The organism is Nocardia sp. NPDC046473, assembly GCF_040645995.1.
In the GTDB taxonomy this organism is placed as follows: domain Bacteria; phylum Actinomycetota; class Actinomycetes; order Mycobacteriales; family Mycobacteriaceae; genus Nocardia.
Genome location: NZ_JBEYZJ010000002.1, coordinates 711551 through 734959, shown reverse-complemented (window position 1 = coordinate 734959; position 23409 = coordinate 711551). Strand labels below are relative to the sequence as shown.

General features: G+C 67.1%; 22 protein-coding genes and 2 tRNA genes. 11 read left to right on the top strand and 13 right to left on the bottom strand.

Annotated elements, in window-relative coordinates:
- The first annotated feature begins 179 nt into the window (after window positions 1–179).
- The 3 genes from ABZ942_RS08865 (at window position 180) to ABZ942_RS08855 (ending at window position 466) form a co-directional block, all read left to right on the top strand.
- Window positions 180–253, top strand: a tRNA-Ile gene (locus ABZ942_RS08865).
- A gap of 29 nt (window positions 254–282) precedes the next feature.
- Window positions 283–390 carry a DLW-39 family protein gene (locus tag ABZ942_RS08860; protein WP_357380124.1) on the top strand — a complete coding sequence of 36 codons (108 nt, stop codon included), beginning with the start codon at window positions 283–285 and terminating at the stop codon, window positions 388–390.
- Window positions 391–393: 3 nt separating this feature from the next.
- Window positions 394–466: transfer RNA gene (locus tag ABZ942_RS08855), tRNA-Ala, on the top strand.
- Between the two features lie 351 nt (window positions 467–817).
- Here the strand turns inward: ABZ942_RS08855 and ABZ942_RS08850 are convergent.
- Window positions 818–2008: a hypothetical protein gene (locus tag ABZ942_RS08850; protein WP_357380123.1), complete on the bottom strand. Its 1191-nt coding sequence runs from the start codon at window positions 2006–2008 to the stop codon at window positions 818–820.
- A gap of 39 nt (window positions 2009–2047) precedes the next feature.
- Window positions 2048–2758, bottom strand: coding sequence for a YoaK family protein (locus ABZ942_RS08845; RefSeq protein WP_357380122.1), 711 nt, complete (start codon window positions 2756–2758; stop codon window positions 2048–2050).
- Between the two features lie 457 nt (window positions 2759–3215).
- Between ABZ942_RS08845 and ABZ942_RS08840 the strand changes: the two genes are divergently transcribed.
- The 4 genes from ABZ942_RS08840 (at window position 3216) to ABZ942_RS08825 (ending at window position 7388) form a co-directional block, all read left to right on the top strand.
- Complete coding sequence (locus ABZ942_RS08840; RefSeq protein ID WP_357380121.1) at window positions 3216–4190, top strand: acyl-CoA dehydrogenase family protein; 975 nt, start codon at window positions 3216–3218, stop codon at window positions 4188–4190.
- 784 nt (window positions 4191–4974) lie between these two features.
- Window positions 4975–5406 carry a VOC family protein gene (locus tag ABZ942_RS08835; protein WP_357380120.1) on the top strand — a complete coding sequence of 144 codons (432 nt, stop codon included), beginning with the start codon at window positions 4975–4977 and terminating at the stop codon, window positions 5404–5406.
- 129 nt (window positions 5407–5535) lie between these two features.
- Window positions 5536–6543: an ATP-binding cassette domain-containing protein gene (locus ABZ942_RS08830; protein ID WP_357380119.1), complete on the top strand. Its 1008-nt coding sequence runs from the start codon at window positions 5536–5538 to the stop codon at window positions 6541–6543.
- The gene (locus ABZ942_RS08825; RefSeq protein ID WP_357380118.1) at window positions 6540–7388 is read left to right on the top strand and encodes an ABC transporter permease; all 849 of its coding nucleotides are present in this window, start codon (window positions 6540–6542) and stop codon (window positions 7386–7388) included. The genes ABZ942_RS08830 and ABZ942_RS08825 overlap by 4 nt, the downstream gene beginning before the upstream one ends.
- Before the next feature lie 150 nt (window positions 7389–7538).
- Here ABZ942_RS08825 and ABZ942_RS08820 read toward each other — a convergent pair whose 3' ends face one another.
- Window positions 7539–7739 (bottom strand): hypothetical protein, encoded by a 201-nt coding sequence (locus ABZ942_RS08820; protein WP_357380117.1) that lies wholly within the window; start codon window positions 7737–7739, stop codon window positions 7539–7541.
- Window positions 7740–8004: 265 nt separating this feature from the next.
- Between ABZ942_RS08820 and ABZ942_RS08815 the strand changes: the two genes are divergently transcribed.
- Complete coding sequence (locus tag ABZ942_RS08815; RefSeq protein WP_357380116.1) at window positions 8005–8532, top strand: peptidylprolyl isomerase; 528 nt, start codon at window positions 8005–8007, stop codon at window positions 8530–8532.
- A gap of 4 nt (window positions 8533–8536) precedes the next feature.
- On the top strand, window positions 8537–9403 hold the full coding sequence (locus tag ABZ942_RS08810) for a rhomboid family intramembrane serine protease (protein ID WP_357380115.1): 867 nt from the start codon (window positions 8537–8539) through the stop codon (window positions 9401–9403).
- 167 nt (window positions 9404–9570) lie between these two features.
- Here ABZ942_RS08810 and ABZ942_RS08805 read toward each other — a convergent pair whose 3' ends face one another.
- Both ABZ942_RS08805 and crgA read right to left on the bottom strand, forming a co-directional pair.
- The gene (locus tag ABZ942_RS08805; RefSeq protein ID WP_357380376.1) at window positions 9571–10038 is read right to left on the bottom strand and encodes a PH domain-containing protein; all 468 of its coding nucleotides are present in this window, start codon (window positions 10036–10038) and stop codon (window positions 9571–9573) included.
- A gap of 150 nt (window positions 10039–10188) precedes the next feature.
- Complete coding sequence (gene crgA / locus ABZ942_RS08800) at window positions 10189–10452, bottom strand: cell division protein CrgA (RefSeq protein WP_357380114.1); 264 nt, start codon at window positions 10450–10452, stop codon at window positions 10189–10191.
- Between the two features lie 174 nt (window positions 10453–10626).
- Between crgA and ABZ942_RS08795 the strand changes: the two genes are divergently transcribed.
- Together ABZ942_RS08795 and ABZ942_RS08790 are read left to right on the top strand one after the other, a co-directional pair.
- Entirely contained in the window at window positions 10627–11271 is a 645-nt protein-coding gene (locus tag ABZ942_RS08795; protein WP_357380113.1) for an aminodeoxychorismate/anthranilate synthase component II, read from the top strand.
- A gap of 345 nt (window positions 11272–11616) precedes the next feature.
- Window positions 11617–12780, top strand: coding sequence for a dihydrofolate reductase family protein (locus ABZ942_RS08790; RefSeq protein ID WP_357380112.1), 1164 nt, complete (start codon window positions 11617–11619; stop codon window positions 12778–12780).
- On the opposite strand, the gene ABZ942_RS08785 is transcribed toward ABZ942_RS08790, so the two are convergent.
- The 8 genes from ABZ942_RS08785 to ABZ942_RS08750 form a co-directional block, all read right to left on the bottom strand.
- Window positions 12777–13196 carry a CBS domain-containing protein gene (locus ABZ942_RS08785; protein ID WP_357380111.1) on the bottom strand — a complete coding sequence of 140 codons (420 nt, stop codon included), beginning with the start codon at window positions 13194–13196 and terminating at the stop codon, window positions 12777–12779. The two genes, ABZ942_RS08790 and ABZ942_RS08785, sit on opposite strands and share 4 nt — an antisense overlap.
- A 104-nt stretch (window positions 13197–13300) precedes the next feature.
- A complete protein-coding gene (pknB, locus tag ABZ942_RS08780; RefSeq protein WP_357380110.1) occupies window positions 13301–15205 on the bottom strand; it encodes a Stk1 family PASTA domain-containing Ser/Thr kinase in 1905 nt (634 codons plus the stop codon).
- Window positions 15202–16731, bottom strand: coding sequence for a serine/threonine-protein kinase (locus ABZ942_RS08775; RefSeq protein ID WP_357380109.1), 1530 nt, complete (start codon window positions 16729–16731; stop codon window positions 15202–15204). The genes pknB and ABZ942_RS08775 overlap by 4 nt, the downstream gene beginning before the upstream one ends.
- 31 nt (window positions 16732–16762) lie before the next feature.
- Window positions 16763–18232, bottom strand: coding sequence for a penicillin-binding protein 2 (locus ABZ942_RS08770; RefSeq protein WP_357380108.1), 1470 nt, complete (start codon window positions 18230–18232; stop codon window positions 16763–16765).
- The gene (locus tag ABZ942_RS08765; RefSeq protein ID WP_357380107.1) at window positions 18229–19719 is read right to left on the bottom strand and encodes an FtsW/RodA/SpoVE family cell cycle protein; all 1491 of its coding nucleotides are present in this window, start codon (window positions 19717–19719) and stop codon (window positions 18229–18231) included. The genes ABZ942_RS08770 and ABZ942_RS08765 overlap by 4 nt, the downstream gene beginning before the upstream one ends.
- Window positions 19719–21236 carry a PP2C family serine/threonine-protein phosphatase gene (locus ABZ942_RS08760; RefSeq protein WP_357380106.1) on the bottom strand — a complete coding sequence of 506 codons (1518 nt, stop codon included), beginning with the start codon at window positions 21234–21236 and terminating at the stop codon, window positions 19719–19721. Before ABZ942_RS08760 ends, ABZ942_RS08765 begins: the two co-directional genes overlap by 1 nt.
- On the bottom strand, window positions 21233–21700 hold the full coding sequence (locus ABZ942_RS08755) for an FHA domain-containing protein (RefSeq protein ID WP_014980860.1): 468 nt from the start codon (window positions 21698–21700) through the stop codon (window positions 21233–21235). Before ABZ942_RS08755 ends, ABZ942_RS08760 begins: the two co-directional genes overlap by 4 nt.
- A 205-nt stretch (window positions 21701–21905) precedes the next feature.
- A complete protein-coding gene (locus ABZ942_RS08750; RefSeq protein ID WP_357380105.1) occupies window positions 21906–23318 on the bottom strand; it encodes an FhaA domain-containing protein in 1413 nt (470 codons plus the stop codon).
- Window positions 23319–23409: the final 91 nt, after the last annotated feature.

Here is a 23409-nt window from a genome sequence, read left to right as displayed (position 1 = left end):
CAACGGCCGGTGTCGTCCCTCGCCAAGGGAAGGCACCGGCCGTTTTCGGTATTCAGGACAGCCCGCGATGAACCAGCGCGAGCTCCCGTGGCAGCCCTGCTACCAGCCGTTTTGGAGGTAGTGCGAAAGGTCGGGTAATCTCTAGCCTCGGCTCAGGTGGAAGAACACAAGAGTCACACGGGCCTATAGCTCAGGCGGTTAGAGCGCTTCGCTGATAACGAAGAGGTCGGAGGTTCAAGTCCTCCTAGGCCCACTCCCGAACACGACAGTAGGGTGGGAACCATGAAGTTTCTTGTCACGGTAGGCGCCGTGATCGCGGTTCTCATCGGCATCTCGAAGCTCCGCCAGCGCAACGAGGCGGATATGTGGCACGAGGTCACCACCCGCTGACTCGGGGCCTTAGCTCAATTGGCAGAGCACTGCCTTTGCAAGGCAGGGGTTAGGGGTTCGATTCCCCTAGGCTCCACTCGATAGAAGGCCCATGCCCACACAACGCGTGGGCCTTTTCTCGTTCCGCGTGTTTTGTGGGGGCGGAGCCCCCACGCGCCGCCCCGGAGGGGCTTCGCCCCCCGGACCCCCCTCGCAGGTGAACTAATCAGAGTCGTTTGCTGGGTCGGTGGCTGCGGCTGGGCGCGTCTCCGGGACCACCTCCCAAGTTCGTTTGCTCGCAGGCGTGTTCCGGCCTTCGTGGTATGCCGTCAGAAGGCGCGTTGACATGTGGGTGGGGGTCTCGCCTTTGCCCATTCTCGTTTGGTTTGGGCGAAAGATTCAGCACGCCAGCGCGTTTCAGGGGTGGGCTGGCGTGCTTTTCGGTGATTCAGCGGGGGATGGCTGTGGCCTCTAGGCGCGCCAGGGTTTCTGGGGTGGGCCAGTGGCGGGCTTCGTAGCGGCGGGGGGTCATGTTGGGGATGGGGGTTAGGCCGACTACTTCGGCTACGGCGGCGAAGGGGGCTTCGAAGAGGGTGGTCAGTTCGCCGTTTTCTTCGGTGCAGAAGATTATGTGGTCGGCTTCTGGGAGTAGGTATTCGACGTCTTTGGCCCAGAGGGTGGCGGTGTGGGGGCCGGTGTCGTCGGAGGCGTAGAGGACCGAGCCGGCGTAGGCGGGGGCTAGGTCTTTGTGGTCGAGGTAGGCGAGGTGGCGGTCTATGGCTTCTTCCAGGGCTGCGGACTGGGCGCCGTATTCGGTTATGGCCAAGCCGCATCGGGCGCGTAGGGCTAGGGCGCGGTGGCGGTGGTCGGGGGATTGGTCGAGGGGGATGACGGTGCCGTTGTCGTCGACCGTGTAGGCCTGGGGGGAGATGGGGCGGACGGCTTCGCGGTATTGCTGTTCGACCTGTTCGAAGAGGGGGGTCAGGTCGTCGACGTCGGGGGCGATGATGAGGGTGTCTACGTCGGGGATGAAGGCGATGGGGCGGTGGGTGCCGTCGCCGGTGCCGGCCAGCCAGCCGGGGAGCAGGGGCCAGGAGGTGCAGTAGCCGTCGCCGTTGTCGGCGAAGCGGATCAGGCCCGCTGCCTGGTATCCGGTGGAACCGACCAGCGCGGTGAGGTTTTCGCGGGCCGCGGCGAAGACTTCGTCGGCGTTGACGCCCCAGTCTTGCAACGTTGCGGTGGAGACGATCGAGCGCGAATGGGGACGGTCGACCGCGACCAACTCGTCGATGAACGGGAATGCGGGGCGGGTGAGCGGCCGCATGCCGTCGGTCGGGGAGTCGATGCCGAAGGTGTTGGGGCGCAGGATCGGTCGCAGCATGGCGCGGACGGCGGGCCAGGTGTTCGGGCCGTCGTCATCCTTGATGCTGGCGACGAAGTTTGCGATTCGTCCGTCTCGGTCGGCGGGCGGGAGCTGTGCGGTCTCGCGAAAGATATTGCCCAGGTACAGGTCCAGGCTGCCGACGACGATCTTGAAGTCGCCGGGGTGGTACTGCGCGTCGTGCTCGCCGATAACGGTCAGTTGGTGCAGGACGAGCGCTGCGAACTGGTCGGCGTCGGTCCCGAAATTCTCCTCCACGCGGTCACCGTAACCGGCGCGACCGACGAGTGCACGGAGTCAGTCTGTGGACAGCGGGCCGTGCCGATCGAGATGCAGGTAGGTGTAGCCGGTCACGATCAGGCAGACGACCGTCGCGGTGATGAGCATGGCCCACCCGGCGACGAGCATGCTCAGCAGCCCGCCGAGCAGGGCGCCCAGCGCGAAACTCAGGTAGAGCAGGAAGTAGCCGAGCCAGTCCGCGTAATCGCCGCCGCTCATGTGGCGTTCGATGCCCTGGGCCAGCTTCACCAGGGTGCCGGTGACGTAGCTCAGTGGCACGGATACTTCGCCGTCTTTCACGAACGAGGTGTTCAGCGCGCCGACGCCGAAGGCGACGAACAGGATCGGCACGAAGTCGATGGATGCGGTTTCCGGGTTCTGGAATCGCACGATGTCGATGATCGACGCGGTGGCCAGGCTCATCGTGGTCAGCAGGGTCGGCCCGTGTGGATGCCCGGACCAGTAACGCCTGCGGCACCAGGAGGCGACCACCACGCCGCCGACGAACGACGCGAGCAGCCCGGCCGCCGCGCCCGCGGTGTCGTTCTGGTTGTGGAAGTGGCCGAGGACGGCGCGCTCGGTGTTGCCGGTCATGAACGTGACGAAGTAGCCGGAGGTATGCATGAATGCTGCCGCGCCGATCAACCCCGCCAAAGCGGCCAGCACCCAAGACAATCTGGCCTCATTGTCGAAAAGTGCCTTTTTGCGTGCTTCATCCGGTTTTGGCACAGGTCAGGCTCCTTTCGCAGTGGATGTGACTCCCTCAGTGTTACCGCTCGCCGGCGAAACGCGCATGCGCAGCGCCGTGGGTTGCCAGGCGATCACCAACGCCCCGACGAGTGATCTTCTGGCCGCACGTGGGAGCGGATTGTCGGTATACCGGCAGTACCCGAGTCATTCGAAAGCGCCGTATTCCGTGGTCAGCCGCAGTGATGCATGATGCCGTCAGTTACCAGGGGTAACCGACCGAGCCGGCTGAGAAAAGTGGCGGCGGATCGTGCGTGCGTCGGTGAGCAGGCAGGCGGTTGTGACGGGTAGCACGAAAGGAGCTGCGACACCGGGCAACAATTCGGTGGCGGTGGACGCGACCGCCGAGTGGTCGACGCGCCCGAGCTCCGGCCGCGGTTCGGCGGCTGTATCGGCAGACCAGCCCGCAAGCGCAGCCAGGGGCCACCAGCATCGCCGTGTGACGGATAGCCGGGCGGATCGCTACGCCGGTTACCGTGCAGGGGTGGACTCCGTGCTCGATTTCCTGCTGACCGAACCCATCCCGGCGACTCCGCTCGACGATGTCGCCGCGGCCTGGACGCGACATCGGGTGGCCGCGAACCGATTCGACAAGCCGGTCGATGTCGCCCTGGCCGCTGGATTCGGCGCCGACCGGCTCGGCTACGCGTTCCTGTCCGGATATCAGGAGGCGTTGCGTGCGCTGATTCCCGATCTGTCACCCGACGAGCTGGTTGCGTTGTGTGCGACCGAGGCGGGCGGCGGGCACCCGTCGGCGATCGAGACCACGCTGACCGAAGAGCTGGGCAGCGCGCGGCTCAACGGCACCAAAACCTTTGCCACGCTGGGCATGCTGGCGCACCGGCTGGTGGTGCTCGCCAGTGTCGGCACCGACCCGGACGGCCGGAACCGGTTGCGTGCCACCATGGTCGACGTCCGCGAGGCCGGGGTGCAGGTGACGAATCTGCCGACGACCCCGTTCGCGCCGGAGATCCCGCACGCCATGGTGACGCTGACAGATGTTGCGGCAGTGGTGTTACCGGGCGACGGCTACCTGGACTACCTCAAGCCGTTCCGCACGATCGAGGACGTGCACGTGCTCGCGGCGGCGCTCGGCTGGCTGGTTCGGGTGGCGCGTGCGTCGGGCTGGTCGCAGTCGGTGCGCCAGCAGCTGCTCACCGCGGTGGCCGTGGTGCGCGGGCTCGACATCGATGCCCCGGGTTCGCCGGGCGTCCATGTCGCGCTGGGTGGCGCGTTCGAATACTTCGGCCGGTCGCTGGCGGAGCTGGATTCCCTGTGGGCGTCGGCGGATTCGGTGACCAGGCAGCGGTGGGAGCGAGATCGTCCGCTGCTCACGGTCGCCGGGCGGGTGCGCGAGCAGCGGCTGGCTACGGCCTGGCGATCGGTGCAACCCGGCACCGATCCGGCGGTCTGACCTGCTCCAGAAATGGGGAGCGGGCCTCGGCGAAGGGGGGGAGTTAGCCGAGGCCCGCGTAAGGTCGGCCCGGGGGGGAGGGGCCGACCTGAATGATCCTACGCGATGATCCGCGATTGTGTGCGCGTGGGGAGGGCCACTTTTCGAAGATTTTTTGGGTGGGCTTACTTTCTGCTGGATCGGGGTCGTTTCGGGTACTCCGGCCACCCCGGTGAGCCACTGTTCGATGGTGGCCTGTTGTTTGCCAAAACCACTGTTACGCAGGCCGATACCTAGTCTCTGCCGGTTCTGGCCGGGGGTGCTGGGAGCGCCGGAAAACATGCCGACCGGTCGCCGTGTGGCGAGGATCGCTGTCGGATATGTGCGATTCACCTCGCGGGCGGGAAAGGCGCCGCGTGTCGTCTGCGCTGGCGCGTCCAGGGTGCCGGAATATGGCGTACCCCAGTGCGAACATGTGTTCGCGTTCGGTGGAGGGGCGAGTCGCATCGGCCGAGCGGCCAAGGCGCTCGGCCGCTTTCGCGTCGGCGCGCCCGGGCGCGAGTACCGAGTGGCCAGGAATCGGGTAGTCCGCTACCCGCGACCCGGCCCGGTGCCGCACGGGAGTATCGAACCGGTCGCACTTCGATCCGGCACCCCCGAGCACCGCCTGGATCGAGGTGCGACCTTTCGTCTGTCTCGAGGCGGAAAGCCGAGGCCGAATTTTGGGGCTGGGCAGCTGTCCGAAAACTCTGTACTTTGTAGAGAGAAAGCTTCGTCATACGCCAGCACAGAAGGAATCGAGCGATTGCGCATCAACGCCTGCACCCTGTCCCTGACCGTGGCCGACATCGCCGCCACGCAGCGGTTCCTCGTCGATCACTTCGGCTACACCGAGGCAATCGCGGCCGACGGCTTCGTGTCGCTGACGCATCCGCAAGCGCCGCTGGGCATCGCGGTGCACGAGCTCGGCCTCACGGTGCTACCCGAGGCACAACGGCACGTGCCGTCGCAAGGCGTCGCGATCGCCTTCACCGTGGATGATGCGGCGCGCGAGGAGGCGCGACTACGGGTCGCGGGGGTGCCCATCACGCTGCCGCTGATCGAACAACCCTGGGGCGAGAAGCTCTTCCAGGTGACCGACCCGAACGGCGTCATCGTGCAGGTTCTGGAATGGACGACGCCCGGTGCGGTCGAGCCGGCACTTTCTCATGATCGAAATACCGCACAAACCGGATGAAGTTGTCGGTGGGTGGCGCAATACTGACTCGAGTATCGGAAATTTGGCCCGATCCAGCGAAATCGGTCGATGCTGGCGCACCGACGTCGGGCAAATACATCCTATGAAAACTCACGACTCAGGAGAATCATGCCCGACGCAATAGTCGCCGAGGGGCTGGTCAAACGATACGGCGATCTGGTCGCCCTCGACGGACTCGACCTCGCGGTCCCGGAGGGCACCGTCACCGCGCTGCTCGGACCCAACGGCGCAGGTAAGACCACCACGGTCCGGGTGCTCAGCACCCTGCTCATCCCCGACTCCGGCCGCGCGACCGTCGCGGGCATCGACGTGCTGCGCGATCCGCGGACGCTGCGCTCCCGGATCGGCGCGTCCGGCCAATACGCGGCGGTCGACGAATACCTCACCGGCTTCGAGAATTTGGAAATGGTCGGGCGGCTGTATCACATGGGTGTGCAGCGCAGTAAACAGCGAGCGCGTGAACTGCTCGACCGTTTCCGGCTCAGCGATGCCGCCGACCGTCCGGTGAAAACGTATTCCGGCGGTATGCGCAGGCGACTCGATCTGGCGGGCGCGTTGGTGGCCGAACCGCCGGTGCTGTTCCTCGACGAGCCGACCACCGGACTGGATCCGCGGGCCAGGCTCGACCTGTGGGATGTCATCGAGGAGTTGGTGGCGGGCGGCACCACGCTGTTGCTCACCACGCAGCACATGGACGAGGCCGATCGGCTGGCCGACGCGATCGCGGTGATCGACCACGGCAAGGTGATCGCGCGCGGCACCGCCGACGAGCTCAAGACCATGGTCGGCGGCGACCGGATCGAGCTCACCGTGGACCATGCCGACAACCTCGATACCGCGATGCGGGCGCTGAAAGGGCTGGCGGACGGGGAGATTCACGTCGAGCCTGGGCTGCGCCGAATCATCGTCCCGGTATCGGACGGCTCGCAGGCGCTGGTCGCGGCGATCGGCAAGCTCGCCGAGCACGACGTGAAGATCCACGACGTCGGCCTGCGGCGGCCCTCGCTCGACGATGTGTTCCTCACCCTCACCGGGCACGAGGCGGAAGAACTGGTCAACGACAACGGCCGGGCCGCGGCGGACGAACTCGAAGCAGCGGAAGGAAAGACGCGATGACCACGACGGCTCCGGCATACGACCGGTCCTCGCTCGGCGACCGACTGTCGATGGTGGTCAGCGACAGCCTGACCATCGCGAAGCGCGGGGTCATCAAGATCAGGCGGGTGCCCGACGTGCTGATCTTCTCGACGCTCTCGCCGATCATGTTCGTGCTGCTGTTCGCCTACATTTTCGGCGCGGCGATCGACGTGCCCGGCGTCTCCGGTGGGTATCGGGAGTTCTTGATCGCGGGCATCTTCGCGCAGACCGTGGTGTTCGGTGCGTCGTTCACCGGTTCCGCGCTGGCCGAGGACATGCAGAAGGGCATCATCGATCGATTCCGCTCGCTGCCGATGGCCCCGTCCGCCGTGCTGATCGGCCGGACCCTCAGCGACGTGGTGATCAACGTGGTCAGCCTGACGGTGATGTCGTTGACCGGCCTGGTGGTCGGCTGGCGGATTCGCGGATCTTTCCTGGACGCGGTGCTGGCCTACGTGCTGCTCTTGCTGTTCGCCTACGCGGTGTCCTGGGTCATGGCCTTCGTCGGCCTGCTCGTCCGCGCACCGGAGGTCTTCAACAACGCCAGCTTCATTGTCGTCTTCCCGCTGACGTTCATCGGCAACACCTTCGTGCCGAGCGAGAAGCTGCCGACGGTGCTCCGGGTGATCGCCGAATGGAACCCGGTCTCCGCCCTCACCCAGGCAACTCGCGACCTGTTCGGCAACACCAACGCCCTGTCTCCGAAGCCCACCGCCTGGTCACTCCTGCATCCCGAAGTGACCACACTGATCTGGGTGGTGGTGATCATGGCGATCTTCGTGCCGCTGGCGGTCGGTCAGTACAAGAAAACCGTCAGCCGCTGAGCCGCACAACGGCTCGCCGCACGATGCTGGGCGTACCTGGTGTTCGATCGAGGAGCACCTGAGTCCGGTTGCCGAGGCCAGCTCCCCAACAGCGGAATTGACACCTGTCGGAACGGAACCGACCAGCACAGAGTCGGTTACGAGTCCGTGTCAGTTAATTCCGTGGGCCACGGGCGCAGGCGCGGAGCCGTTGCGGGAGTAGCCGATGCGCGGTGGCGCCGGGGCGGGCGCGGGCGGCTGCGGCCGCTTGCTGCGGATCAGCAGGGCCACGGCACCCGCCAGCGCGACGGCGGCCGCGACGATGAGCCGGTTACGAGTACGTGCGGATACATGTAGGGGCCCCAAGGTCATTGGCCCATGCTGGCACAACCGGACCGTTCATGCAGTAGCGCCAGCTCAGCGGCGCGCTCGGCAGCCCGGATTCGCTACCCATCCGCTCAGGTCGAGCAAGGGCGGGTGACCGAGAGCTCAGGCTCGACGCGGCGACGACCGCTTTCGTTCATGCCCGGGTAACCCGGCGCGCGGACCCGGATCCCGACCACCCGGCGCAACCCGACACGGGTGGCAGCGGTCGGTGCGCTGAAGTTCCGCGGCGGCGAGACCGTAGCATTGCGGCGTGACCTCACCGAATCAGACCGCTGTGGCAACGCTCCACACGAATCGCGGCGACATCAAGATCTCGCTCTTCGGTAACCACGCGCCCAAGACGGTCCGCAACTTCATCGGCCTCGCCGACGGTTCGGCGCCGTACACCACCGCGAACGCGAGTGGCGGCAGCACCGGCCCGTTCTACGACGGCGCCGTGTTCCACCGCGTGATGGCCGGGTTCATGATTCAGGGCGGGGATCCCACCGGCACCGGGCGCGGCGGACCCGGCTACGAGTTCGGCGACGAGTTCCACCCGGAACTGCGCTTCGACCGCGGCTACCTGCTGGCGATGGCCAATGCGGGTCCGGCCACCAACGGCTCGCAGTTCTTCATCACCGTCGGCGCGCAGCCGCACCTCAACCGCAAGCACAGCATCTTCGGCGAGGTCGTCGATTCGGAGTCGCGCAAGGTCGTCGACGCGATCGCCACCACCGCCACCGACCGCAACGACCGCCCCCTCGAATCCGTCGAAATCACCAAGATCACGATCGAATGAGGTTATGACCGCCCAGCCGCCTGCGCAGACGTGCGTTCGCCATCCCCAACGTCCTACCGGCCTGGCGTGTACGCGCTGCGGACGGCCTGCTTGCCCGGAATGCCTGCGTCCCGCGGCGGTCGGCCAGCACTGTGTCGACTGCCTTCGGCAAGAGCAGCGTGAGGTGGCGCCGGTGCGCACCGTCGCGGGTGCGCCGGTGGCCAGGGCGTCGCTGCCGTACGCGACCTACGCGCTGATCGCGATCAATGTCGCGATCTACGCGATCACCGCGGCACAGTCGAAGAGCCTGCTGGAGAATCGGACCTCGGCGCTGTTCCACGACTGGGTGCTCTTTCCGCCGTTGGTCGCCGACGGCCAGTGGTTCCGGCTGATCGGTTCCGGCTTCCTGCACTACGGTCCGATCCACCTGCTGCTCAACATGTTCGCGCTGTACATGATCGGCCGGGATACCGAGCTGGTGCTCGGGCGGTTGCGTTACCTCGCGGTCTATCTCGTGTCGCTGCTCGGGGGCTCGGCCGCGGTCATGGTGTTCTCGCAGGACACCGCGACCGCGGGTGCCTCGGGGGCGGTGTACGGCCTGTTCGGCGCGATCACCGTGATCCTGATCCGGCTGCGGCAGAACCCGAATCAGATGCTGATCCTGATCGGCATCAACGTCTTCATCAGCTTCTCGCTGCCGGGCATCTCACTGTGGGGACACCTCGGCGGTCTGGCCGCCGGCACGGTCGCGACGCTGGGCATTCTGTTCCTGCCCAGCTGGCTGCGCGCGAAATCGCAAGAGACGGCTCGCCTCATCGGGTGGGTCGGCGTCGTGGTGGTCGCACTGGTGGCGGTCGGGGTGATCGGCGCTACGGCAATGTCGCTGGCCTGATTCGAGATTCGTGGCACGGCTTCACGTGAAACACGAGAAGCCGTGCCACGGGCATCATCGGCTGCGCTTACCTGTGCCGCCGCGCGCGATCCATCAGTGCGCGCACGAATCAACTCCGCAGACTCCGCTAGCCGATGCGGCCTGTGTATAACTCTGTCCGCCGAGGCTCAGCGAGTGGTCTCACCGGACAGCCGGAGGGTCTGTACGAGGGTGTCGTACACGTCGTCGGGCCGGGTACCGAGATCCCAGCGGCCGAAGATCAGCAGTCGTTCGGTGCCGTCGTGGTCGACGTCGATCTCCAGCATCGGCATCTTGCGACCGAGGCGGCGGTAGTCGACCACCCTGGCGCGGATGATCTGATCGCGGGCGTATTCGTCGGCGCCGAGCAGGTTGCGCACAACCATGCGCGGGTCTGGGCCGGGGACCACGGTGAGCCGGGGTCGCTGCCGGAAACCCAGCCCCGCCAGCACTAATAGGCCCGCCGCCGCTAATCCGACGAGCAGACGACTGGCGGCCTCGTTGGCCAAAATCGCGGCAACGGCCAGGATGATGCCGCCACCGGTGACCGCGATGAGTGCGGGCGCCGGTGTGGTCCAGGCGAGGCGCGGGGTGGCGTCGCGCGGCTCGGGATCCAACGGCTGGGGATCGGGAGAATCAGGTGTCACGCGTCACTTTCCCCAATCGCTCCTCGAGTTGTCCACAGGTTCATCCACAGGTGTGCATGAATGACACGTCTGTAATCTAGATGTGGTGTCCGCGTTACCGGAAACAACCCAGATGTGGTGTCAACGCCACCGCATGGTCATGATCAGACCGACGACCATGAGGCCGAATCCGATCAGGAAGTTCCAGGCGTTCAGGTCGCTCATCCAGCCGATGTGGTCGGCGGCGAGGTAGTAGACGAGCAGCCACGCCAGTCCGGCGAGCATGAACCCGAGCATGATGGTGACGTACCAGACCGGCGACGGCCCGACTTTCACCTTCACCGGCGTCCGGCTGGCAGGGTTGATCGTGTAGTCGGTCTTCTTCCGGACCTTCGACTTGGGCATGACGTCCTCGTATTTCGGCGTGCAGGTCGGTACCGGCGGGGCAGGCGCGTGTGGGTTGTGCGGAGCTCGCTCGCCACGGTGGACGAGGGCTCTGGCGCCCTCCGGTGTGCCTCTAGGCTATCCCAACTGGTATTGGATGCGACGCGGTGCCGTGCGGGGACGTAATCTCGGACCATGCGTGTTCTCGTCGTCGACAATTACGACAGCTTCGTGTTCAACCTGGTCCAGTACCTCGGTCAGCTTGGCGTCGAGGCAGTGGTCTGGCGCAACGACGACGCGAACCTGGCCGATGTGGACGCGGTCGTCGCCGCATTCGACGGCATCCTGATCAGTCCCGGCCCCGGCACCCCCGATCGCGCGGGTCGCAGCATCGACCTGGTGCGCGCCTGCGCCGCCCAGGCCGTCCCGCTGCTCGGCGTGTGCCTCGGCCATCAGGCCATCGGCGAAGCCTTCGGTGCCACCGTGACCCGCGCGCCCGAGCTGCTGCACGGCAAGACCAGCTCGGTCTTCCACATCGGCGCGGGTGTGCTGGCCGGCCTGCCGGACCCGTTCACCGCGACGCGCTACCACTCGCTCACCGTCCTCGAGGACACCCTGCCCGAGGAGATCGAGGTGCTCGGCCGCACCGAGACCGGCATCGTGATGGCGATGCGCCATCGCACCCTGCCGATCCACGGCGTGCAGTTCCATCCCGAATCCGTGCTGACCCAGGGCGGCCACCGGATGCTGGCCAACTGGCTCGGCAGCTGCGGCGAGCGCCCGGCCGAGGGCCTGGTGGAGATGCTGGAGGCGGAGGTCGCCGCGCTGGTGCTGCAGTGAACGAGCGTCAGCGAGCGAATCGACGATGCGGCGCACCTTCGCAAGCGGGCGGCGCTGCGCTGAGCGACTGCGCGGCGCAGCTGTGCGGTGTCGTGATCTGCGCGTTGTCGGCCAGGCGGCCGCGGCGGTGCCAAGTTGAGCGCCCAGTGCGTGCCGGCAGCGGGCCGTGCGCCGGCTCACGAGGTGCGGCGGTGGCTCGTTCGCGAGTGCTGCTGTCGGCTGTGACGAAGGCGGACCGGTATATCGATGGCGCGAGTGCTGAGCGACTGCGCGGTGCAGCTGTGCGGTGTCGTGATCTGCGCGTTGTCGGCCAGGCGGCCGCGGCGGCGCGAAGTTGAGCGCCCAGTGAGTGCGAGCAGCGGCGGCTCCCCGGAGCATGACGCGGCGCTGGTTCGCCCGCACGTTCTGCTGTCGGTCGCGATGAGTGTCGACGGGTACATCGATGACGCGAGTGCCGAGCGGCTGCGGTTGTCGGATGCGGCGGATTTCGATCGGGTCGATCAGGTGCGCGCGGATTCCGACGCGATCTTGATCGGGGCCGAGACGCTGCGCCGCGACAATCCCCGGCTGCTGGTCGACAGTGCCGAGCGCCGGGCGGCGCGGATCGCCGCGGGCAAGCCGGAGTTCCCGCTGAAGATCACCGTGACGGCCGGCGGTGAGCTGGATCCGGAGCTGCGGTTCTGGCAGCACGGCGGTGACAAGCTCGTCTATACGACCGACGCGGGCGCAAAGCGGCTCGGCGACAGCTTGTCCGGCCTCGCCGAAGTCGTTTCACTCGGAACCGACCTCGACTTCGGCGTGCTGCTGGACGAGCTGGGCCGCCGCGGCATCGCGCGCCTCATGGTCGAGGGTGGCACCCGCATCCACACCGCCTTCCTTGCCGCCGACCTCGCCGACGAACTGCACCTGGCCGTCGCGCCCCTGCTGGTCGGCGACCCCGCAGCGCCCCGATTCCTCGATGCCGCAAGCTTTCCCGGTGCCCCGCACCGCCGGATGCACCTGGCCGACGTCAGTCAGGTCGGTGACATCGCGGTGCTGCGCTACCTCCCGAAGTCAGCAGGCAGGACCGACCAGGACTTCATGTGGCGTGCTATCGAACTCGCGCGGCTCTGCCCGCCGAGTGAGACGGCCTTCTCCGTCGGCGCGGTGATCGTGGCCGACGGCGTGCAGATCGCCACCGGTTACTCGCGTGAGACCGACGCGAAGGTGCATGCCGAGGAGTCCGCGCTGAACAAGCTCGATGCGGACGATCCCCGACTGGCGCGGGCGACGATCTACACGACCCTCGAACCGTGTTCGCAGCGCGGCACGGCGACCCGGCTGCCGTGCACCGACCGGATCCTGCGGGCGGGGATTCCCCGGGTGGTCCTCGCCTGGCGTGAACCCGCGACCTTCGTGACCAACTGCGTCGGCGTGGAAAAACTACAGCAGCACGGCGTCGAGGTGGTCGAGCTGGCCGAGTTGGCGGACGCGGCGATGGCGATGAACCGCCACCTCGAGCTGTCCTAGGGCCGACCGTAGAGCGCGGTGACGAACTCGCCGAGCTGGTTGTCGTCGAGGTGTCTGGCCAGGTCGGCCTCGCTGATCATGCCGACGAGGCGCTTGTGGTCGATCACCGGCATCCGCTTGATCCGGTGCATCTCCATCGCGTCGAGCACATCCTCGACGTCGGCGTCGGCATCGACCCAGCGCGGCGTCGACTCACACAGCTCGGCGGCGCGCGTGGTGGCCGGGGAACGGCCCTGCGCAATGCATTTCACGACGATGTCGCGATCGGTGATAATCCCGCACATCCGGTCGTTGTCGTCGGCGATGACGAGCGATCCCACGCCGAGTTCGGCCATCACCCGCGCGGCCTTCCCGACGGTCTCATCCTTGGAGATCCACTGTGCACCGGGTTTCATGATGTCCCTGGCGGTGGTCATATAGGGCTACCTCCTCGTACTCAGCCGAGCTGAAGTGGGATGAAGCAGCCCCATTCTCCTGCCGATCACACCGACCGGTCTGTGTTTTTACGAAATGCGCCCTGTCACGGCGGGCCGAGGACGCCGACGCCGACGGCCACGGTCCCGTTCTTCGGGATCGAACCGCTGGCGGACGGCTGCTGGCTCAGGATCCGGCCGACACTGCTGGTGTCGAACGTGCCCTGCGGCGACTGGCTGATCTGGCTCTGTGTGCCGGTCCAACCCTCCGCACGCAGCTTGTCCACCGCCTGCGCGACCGTGAGCCCGACCAGCGACGGCATCTTGATCTGGTCGCTGGACACCTGAACGGTGACCGTCGAGCCCTTCTCCGCATTCTGCCCGCCCGCGGGGCTGGTCGAGAGCACCTCACCCTTGGGCCGCGACGACGGCACCTCTTGGATCTGGATCTTGAATCCGGCGCTGTCCACCAGGTTCGGCTTGGCGACGTCGATGTCCTGCCCGATCACGTTCGGCACCCGGACCGACTCCGGACCGGAGCCGATGGTGATGACGATGGCCTTGTCGACGTCGACCCTGGATCCTGCCGACGGATCCTGCCCGATGACCTTGTCGGTGTCCTGCGTGCTGGAGGGCTTCTTCTGCACCTGCGGATCGATCTTCAGGTTGCTGTTGCGCAAGGCCACTTCGGCTTCGGCTTGGCTCATCCCGTCGAGCTTGGGCACCTGAACCTGCGCGGGGCCGTTGGACACCTGCAGCGTGATGGTGCTGCCCTTGTCCTGCCGGGAACCGCCGAGCGGCGCGGTGGAGATGACATTGCCGGTCGCGACCTTGCTGTCGGGCTTCATCTGGATGGCGACCTTGAAGCCCGCCTGCTGCAACGCGTCCGTCGCCTGCTGTGACGTCTTGCCCGTAAGGTCGGGCACGGCAACCTGATCCGGCTTGCTCCCCGGTCCGATCAGCACCCAGAACAAGGCGAGCAGCACGGCAACACCGGCGGCCGCGGCGACGCCGATGTAGATGGTGCGGCGTGTGCCGCCGGACTCGGGCGGTCCCTGCTCGGCGGTGTCGTCATTGCGCTCGACGGTGCGATAGCTGCGTGGCGCGGGCTCGTTGGCGCCGAAGACGGTGGTGCGGTCCTCGTCGGTCATCACCATCGGCGCGATCGGCTTCTGCCCGCCGAGCACCCGGATCAGGTCGGCGCGCATCTCGGCCGCGCTCTGATAGCGGTTGGCCGGGTTCTTGCTCATCGCCTTGAGGATCACCGAGTCGAGCTCGCGCGGCACGCCGGGATGCACGTGCGAGGGCAGCCGCGGATCTTCCCTCACGTGCTGGTAGGCCACCGCGACCGGCGAGTCACCGGTGAAAGGTGGCTCGCCGGTGAGGATTTCGAACAACACACAGCCGACGGAGTAGACGTCGGAGCGGGCGTCGACGGTCTCGCCGCGCGCCTGCTCGGGCGAAAGATATTGCGCGGTACCGATCACCGCGGCGGTCTGCGTCATCGGGTTGGAGCTGTCGGCGATCGCGCGGGCGATGCCGAAGTCCATCACCTTCACCGCGCCGGCCCGGTTGATCATGATGTTGGCCGGCTTCATGTCGCGGTGCACGATGCCGGCCTTGTGGCTGAAATCCAGTGCGGCACAGACATCCGCGACGACTTCCATGGCCCGGCGCGGCGGCAGCGGGCCCTGGCCGCGCACGATATCGCGCAGCGTATCGCCCTCGACGTACTCCATCACGATGTAGGGCAGCGGCCCGTCGTCGACCTTGGCCTCGCCGGTGTCGTACACCGCGACGATGGCCGGATGATTCAGCGCGGCAGCGTTCTGAGCCTCGCGCTTGAATCTCAGATAGAAGGTGGGATCACGGGCCAGATCGGCCCGCAGCACCTTGATCGCCACGTCCCGGCTGAGCCGCAGATCCCGCGCCTTGTGCACCTCGGACATGCCGCCGAACCCGATGATCTCGCCCAGCTCATAGCGGGAGGAGAGATTCTTCGGGGTCGTCATTGTTGTCCTTGCGAAGAGTTATTTGGCGCGCTCGGGGTGGCCGCGGGGTTCCGGGCACCGGGGTTGTTGTTCCCCGGAAATGGTATGTCGATAGTGGGGATTCGGGGCAGGGTGGTGGGCGGAGTCGTCGTCGGCTTCGTGGTCTTCGACGGTGTCGTCGTGCTCGGCGGCGGGGTGGTCGTCGTCGGCTCGGGCGTTGTCGTCGGCGGTTCGGTGGTCGTCGTCGGCGCTTCGGTGGTGGTCACCACCGGCGGCGGAACAGGTTTGGGCGTCGTCGTGCTGGTTACCGGCGGCGGTGGCGGTTTGGGCGCCGGCGTGGACGAGGTGACCGGTGGAACCTTGGTATCGGGATTCGTGTCGCCGCCGAACATCAGATAGAGCACGGCGGCGAGGAGTAACACCGCACCGGCACCGAGCGCGACCATCCACTTCTGAGTTGTGCTGAAGCGCTGGCCATTACCCGGCGACACCTGGTTACCGCCGGTGCCCGGATTGAGCATCGTCGCGGGAGCTCCGGCGCCGTTGGCGTAGCCCGCGTTGCCGAGTGCCGCACCCGCGGGGGTGGCGTAATGCACCGTCGCGCCGTCGAAATCCGTTGGCGTGGAAGGAATCGCGACGGTCGGTCCGGGCGGTAACACCCGGGTGGCGCCGGTCATCGACAGCGACGGGTTGGCCCCGGTCGGCGTCGGTGGCCTGCGACCGGCTCGCACCGCGGCCACCGCGTCGGCGAATTCGCCGCCGCGCGAGTAGCGGCCCTTCGGATCCTTGCCCATGGTGATTTCGATCAGCTCGCGCACGTTGGCGGGCAGGTCACCCGGCATCGGCGGCGGCGTCTCGCGGACATGCTTCATCGCGACGGTGATCGCGCCGTCGCCACTGAACGGCCGGGTACCGGCCAGCGCTTCGTAGCCGACCACGCCGAGCGAGTACACGTCGCTGGCGGCGGTGGCGTCCTCGCCGACCGCCTGCTCCGGCGCGATGTACTGCGCGGTGCCCATCACCATGCCGGTCTTGGTCACCGGCGAGGCGTCCACGGCCTTGGCGATGCCGAAGTCGGTGATCTTCACCTGACCGGTCGGCGTCACCAGGATGTTGCCCGGCTTCACGTCGCGGTGCACCACACCGGCCCGATGCGCCACGTCCAGCGCGCGGCCGGTCTGCTCGAGCATGTCCAGACCCTGGCCGACGGAGAGCCTGCCGAGCCGGTTCAGCACCGTGTTCAGCGGCTCGCCCTGCACCAGTTCCATGACCAGATAGGCGGTTTCGCTGCCCTGCGGGTCGGTGGTCTCGCCGTAGTCGTAGATCCCGGCGATCCCAGGGTGGTTCAGCTGGGCGGTGGTCCTTGCCTCGGTGCGGAACCGATGCCGGAACGTCGGGTCGGCGGAGAACTCCGATTTGAGCACCTTGACGGCCACCCGGCGATCGAGCCGGGTGTCCAGCGCCTCCCAGACCTGGCCCATGCCGCCGGTCGCGATCAGGCGTTGCAGGCGGTAGCGGTCGGCGATCATCGCACCGTTGTTCAGCATCCCCGTACCTTCACTCGCACATCCATATCGTTCAGCCGCCTCGCAGACCGGCGTCCAAGACCGCACGCGCGATCGGCGCGGCCACCTTGCCGCCGGTCGCGCCGAGTGCCCGGTCGCCGCCGTTCTCCACGATCACCGCGATGGCGATCTTCGGATTCTGCGCGGGCGCGAAGGCGATGTACCAGGCGTGCGGAGGGGTATTGCGTGGATCGCTGCCGTGCTCGGCGGTGCCGGTCTTGGACGCGATCTGATAGCGGGCGGAGGACTGGCCACCGGTGGTGTTGTTCTCCGACGCGATCATCAGATTCGTCAGCTGTGACGCTACCTGGGCATTGAACGCTTGGCCGAGCGAGACCGGCTTGGTCTTGGACAATTCACTGAGGTCGGGCCCTTGCAGTTGGTCGATCAGGTGCGGCTCCATCCGGACGCCGCCGTTGGCCACGGTCGCCGCGATCATCGCGTTGTCCAGCGGAGTCAGTGCCACGTCCCGCTGCCCGATGGCGCTCTGGGCCATCGCGGCGTTGTCCGGGATGGTGCCGACGGTGCTCTCCGCGACCGGAATCGGGATGGACCGGTTCTCGCCGATGCCGAAGGCGGCGGCCTGGTCCTTCAGTTTGGCGGCGCCGACCTTGACGCCGAGTTCGGCGAACGCGGTGTTGCAGGACAGCCGGAACGCGTCGGTCAGCGAGGCGGTCTGGCCCGAGCCACAGGTGGAGCCGCCGTAGTTCTCCAGCGTGGTGCTGGTGCCCGGCAGCGTGATGTTCGGCGCCGCGGTGAATTGATCGTCCGGAGTCGCGATGTTGTTCGCCAGCGCGGCCGCGGTGAGCACCACCTTGAATGTGGAACCGGGCGGATAGGTCTGCGAGACAGCCCGATTCAGCATCGGCTGGCGCGGGTCCGCGTTCAGCGCCTCCCAGGTCTGGGTGCCGTGTGCGCCGTCGTGGCTGGACAGCTGGTTCGGGTCGTAGCTCGGGGTGGACACCATTGTGAGGATCCGGCCGGTGCTCGGCTCGATCGCGACCACCGAGCCGGTGAAACCCTTGCTGGTCAGCTGGTCGTAGGCGACCTGCTGCATGGCCGGGTCGAGAGTGGTGAGCACGTTGCCGCCGCGCGGGTCGCGCCCGGACACCATGTCGATGAGCCGCTGCCCGAACAGGTGGCTGTCGGAACCGTTGAGCACCGAATCCTCGGCCCGCTCCAAACCTGTTGTGCGGTACTGCATCGAGTAGAAGCCGGTGGCGGGTGCGTAGGCCTCGGGCGAGCTCGGGTAGGTGCGCAGGTACTTGTAGCGGTCTTCGGTGGCGACCGAGTTGGCCAGCACGGTGCCGCCCGCGGAGATCTGGCCGCGCTGGCGGGAGTACTCGTCGAGCAGCACCCGGGAGTTGCGCGGGTCGGCGCGGTAGTCGTCGGCCTTGATCACCTGCACGTAGGTGGCGTTGAGCAGCAGCGCGACGATCATCACCATCACCGCGATGGCGACTCGGCGTAGCGGAGTGTTCACGTCGCGGGCCCCGCTTCCGGTCGGCCCGCTTCGGGCTTGCGCAACAGCTCGGTGGTCATCTCCGCGATCGGTGCCGCGGGCACGGCCTTGCGGGCCGGCGCCGGCGCACGCGCCGCGTCCGAGACCTTGATCAGCAACGCGAGCAGCGCGTAGTTGGCCAGCAGCGACGAACCGCCGTAGGACATGAACGGCGTGGTGAGACCGGTCAGCGGGATCAGCTTGGTGACACCGCCGACCACCACGAACAACTGGATCGCGACGGTGAACGCCAGGCCGGCCGCCAGCAGCTTGCCGAAGCTGTCGCGCACGGCGAGCGCGGTGCGCAGGCCGCGCACGATGAACACCAGGAACAGCACCAGCACCGCGGTGAGCCCGATCAGGCCGAGCTCCTCACCGATGGTGGTGATGATGAAGTCGGTCTTGGCGAAGGGCACCTTGTTGGGCCGGCCGCCGCCGAGCCCGGTGCCGGCCAGCCCGCCGGTGGCGAGGCCGAACAGCGACTGCGAGATCTGGTAGCCGGTGTTGTTGTAGTCGTCGAACGGGTGCAACCAGACCTGGGTGCGCACCTTGACGTGGCTGAAAGTCTGGTAGGCGAAGAAGAATCCGAGGGTGAGCAGCGCGCCGCCGATGATCAGCCAGCCCACCCGCTCGGTGGCGATGTAGAGCATCACCAGCACCGTGCTGAAGATCAACAGCGAGGTGCCGAGGTCCTTTTCGAAGACGAGCACGCCGACGCAGACGATCCAGACCACCACGATCGGGCCGAGGTCGCGTCCGCGCGGGAACTCCATGCCGAGTAGGTGCCGCCCGGCGGCGGTGAACAGGTCGCGCTTGGCGACCAGCACCGAGGCGAAGAAGATGATCAGCAGGATCTTCGAGAATTCCGCGGGCTGGATGCTGAATCCGGTGATCTTGATCCAGTTCTTCGAACCGTTGATCTCGGAGAATCGGCTCGGCAGCGCCGCGGGCAGCGCCAGCGCGAGCAGCCCGACCAGGCCGAGGGTGTAGCCGTAGCGGGCCAGCGTCCGGTAGTCCCGCAACACGATCAGCAGCACGATGAACACCACCATGCCGAGCGCCGTCCACAGGATCTGCTGGTTGGCGTCGGGGGAGGGCACCGGCAGCGCGTTGTAGATCGCTTCCTGTTGATCGGCCAGGTCGAGCCGGTGGATCAGCACCAGACCGAGGCCGTTGAGCACCGCGACGATCGGCAGCAACAGCGGATCGGCGAACGGCGCGAACCGGCGCACCGCGAGGTGCGCCACCCCGAACAGGGCGAGGAAGGCCAGCCCGTACTTGGCGATGTCCCAGGTGATCGTCTGCTCTTGACTGGCCTCGACCAAGAACAGCGAGACCGTCGTGATCACCGCGGCGCCCGCGAGCAACAACAGTTCGATATTGCGTCGGGTGCTCGGCGGTGGCGCGGGAGCGAAGCCGCCGGGAGGACTGGGAAAAGCCCCAGCGGACGGCGGTGCCGGCGCGGACATCAGTCCGTCACCCGGCAGTTCTCCCCCGCGATCTGGGGGTTCGGCGACGCGGACGACGACGGAACCGGGGCTTCCGACTTCGTCGGCGTCTTGATCTCGGTGCCGCGTGCGTCACCGGTGCCCGGCGCGGGCGGCGCCGGTTCGGGGGTCGGAGTGACCGCGGTGTTCGGCACGGGCGGAACCGGGGAGCCGGGTGGTGCCGGCTCCGGTGTCGGCGTAGGCAGGACGCCGGGCTGCGGTACCGACGTCTTCGCCGGGCACGGCGGCAGCAGCTCGCCCTGCGCGATGGAGCGCATCTGCTCCTTGGCCCGATCCAGCGAACCGGGCGGCAGTCCCTTGCCGACCTGCTCGCGTCCGGTCTGCTTGAGGTCGGTGACCTTCAGCTGCTTGCAGGACGACGGCATATCGGCGCCGGGATCGACCAGGGACAGCTCCCCGGTCTTGGTGACGCAGCCGACCAGGTTCACGTCGTGGATCGAATACCCGAGCACCGAGCCGGGTAGCCCGCGCAGGATCACCACCGAGCCGTTGTCGGCCCCGACGTAGTAGTTGCTGCGAATCATCTTGTAGCCGACCAGCAGTCCGACACCGACGGCAACCACCAGCGCGAACGCCAGCAGGATCCAGCGCAGCTTGTGTGCCTTGCCCTTCGGCTCCGGCTCCGGTGTCGCGGCGGCCCGGCGCGGTGCGGCCCGCGGCGGCCGCATGGCTGCCGCGCGTCCGGCCGCGGTATTCGGCGGCGGCGTGTCCTCGTCCACCCCGGACGCGGCACCGGCCACGATCGGATGGCTCTGGCCATAATCGAGATCGATGACATCGGCGACGACGACCGTGACATTGTCCGGACCGCCGCTGCGCAACGCGAGTTCGATGAGCCGGTCGGCGCATTCGTCGGTGCTGCCCTCGCGCATGGTGTTCGCGATGGTCTCATCGCTCACCACATCGGACAGGCCGTCCGAGCACAGCAGATAGCGATCCCCGGCCCGCGCCTCGCGCATGATCAGCGTCGGCTCGATCTCGTTGCCGGTGAGCGCACGCATGATCAGCGAGCGTTGCGGGTGCGTATGCGCCTGCTCGGGCGTGATCCGGCCCTCGTCGACCAGCGACTGGACGAACGTGTCGTCCCTGGTGATCTGGGCCAGTTCGCCGCCGCGCAGCATGTACGCGCGGGAATCGCCGATATGCACCAGGCCGAGTTTCTTGCCTGCGAACAGGACCGCGGTGAGCGTGGTGCCCATCCCGTCGAGCTCGGGCTCCTCTTCGACCTGATCGGCGATGGCGGCATTGCCCTCCCTGGTCGCCGAATCGAGCTTGCCGAGCAGATCGTCGCCAGGCTCGTCGTCGTCCAGGTGGGCGAGGGCGGCGATCATCAACTGCGACGCCACCTCGCCCGCGGCATGGCCACCCATACCGTCGGCGAGCGCTAGTAGGCGTGCGCCCGCGTAGACAGAGTCTTCATTGTTGCCTCGGACAAGTCCGCGGTCGCTACGCGCTGCGTAGCGGAGAACGAGAGTCACGATCGCAGCTCGATCACTGTTTTGCCGACACGGACAGGAGTGCCGAGCGGAACCCGCACGGCGGTGGTGACTTTCGCGCGATCGAGGTAGGTGCCGTTCGTCGAGCCGAGGTCTTCGACGTACCAATCATCGCCACGCGGGGACAATCGCGCATGTCTGGTCGAGGCGTAATCATCGGTGAGCACCAGCGTGGAGTCGTCCGCACGCCCGATCAGCACCGGTTGGGTGCCGAGCGAGATGCGGGTGCCGGCGAGTGAACCTTGAGTCACCACAAGAAATTTGGCGCCCTTCTGGCCCCGGCTGAAGGAGGGCAGCACCGCGGAACCGCGTGCGGCCCTGGGCTGTATCCGTATGCCGGATGCCGCGTAGATGTCGCTGCGCAAGGTGCGCAGCACCGCCCACACGAACAACCACAACAGCAGCAGGAACCCCGCACGGGTCAGTTGCAGTATCAGTCCCTGCACGGCGTTCCACCTCCTGTTCGACCGTGTATGTCGGTGCCGTAGGTGCGGTTCGACCACCCCCACCAGCATGCTGGTCTTGCCGACCCCGGTTCCGGTGCCGTGCGTGTGTTGGCAGCATCATAGGGCCGTAGGTCGAATTCGATCACGATACGACCGACGAATCCTTGATGGCCAAGTCGTGACCTGCATCGCGCAGCTTACGGGATCAGACGATACGGATCAGGATCTCGGAGTGCCCGGCGCGGATCACGTCCCCGTCGGCGAGCTGCCAGTCTTGCACGGGAGAACCGTTGACCAGCGTGCCGTTGGTGGAACCCAGATCGGAAAGCATCGCGGTTTGCCCGTCCCAGCGGACCTCGATGTGCCTGCGCGAGACGCCGGTATCGGGCAGCCGGAAATGCGCGTCCTGGCCGCGGCCGATGATGTTGCTGCCCTCACGCAACTGGTACGTACGGCCGCTGCCGTCGTCGAGCTGCAGAGTCGCCGAGTAGCCCGAGCCCGCCTGCGGGGCAGCCGGATACGCGGGCGCGGCGCCATAGCCCGGCTGCGCGCCGTAACCCGGCTGCTGCGAGTAGGCCTGGCCGTAACCGCCCTGGTCATCCTGACCGTAGGCGCCCGGCTCCGCGTAAGTCTGATCGCCGTAACCGGGCTCCTGGTAGCCCTGCTGGCCGTACCCCGGCTGGGCATAGCCCTGGCCTTGCTGGCCGTAGGCCGGATCCGCGTACGCCTGATCGCCATAACCTTGCTGGCCGTAGCCCTGCTGCTGGCCGTAGCCCGGCTCCTGGTAGCCCGGCTGGCCATAGGCGGCAGGCTCCTGGTACCCCGGCTGGCCGTAGCCCGGCTCCTGATAGCCCGGCTGCCCGTACGCAGGCTCCTGGTAGCCCTGCTGGCCGTAGCCGCGATCGGCATAGCCCTGCTGCTGGCCGTAGCCCGGCTCCTGATAGCCCGGCTGGCCGTACGCCTGGCCACCCTGCTGGTAGTCGTAGCCGTTCTGGTAATCGCTGTAACCCTGCTGACCGTCGGGCGCCGCGCCGCGCGCGTAATCCTCGCGGTACGCGCCGTTCTGCGCGCCGCCACGACCGGCAGGCGGTGGGGCGTACCCGCGGTTGCGTGGATCGGACTCCGCGGGCTCACGGCTCGGGTCGTAGCCTGAGTTCTGCGTCATGGGGCCAGCTCCTGGTTGCGGGTTTGCAGGTCGTTGTGGCGTGGGTCCAGGGCCTGGAGCTGGTGAAGCTCCGCGACCGACGTCCGGGTCGACCCGGCCGCTTGCCCTGAACTGTCCGGTGTGCAGCGTAGGGGATGCCTCGAACGCCACGTGTACTTCGCCGTAGGTCTGCCAGCCTTGCTCGCGGATGTAATCCTGCAGGTGTTTGGCGAACGCGCGGGTGGTGAGGTCGTGATCGGCGTCCAACTGCTGGTGATCGGAAGAATTGATAGTGATCACATAACTGTTGGGAGCCAACAGGTGTCCGCCGTCGAGCTCTTGGACATGATCGGCGGCCTCCCGTTGCAGCGCCGCCTCCACCTCCTGGGGCACGACGTTGCCGCCGAACACCCTGGCGAACACATCACCGACGGCGCCCTGGAGACGACGCTCGAACCGTGAAACGATGCCCATCTCGGCCTCCCTTCGGCGAGCGTCTCTTCAGCTGATTCGTAACAACGACACACGTGTATGGCGTGTCGCGTATCGAGCACGTTCATTGCAT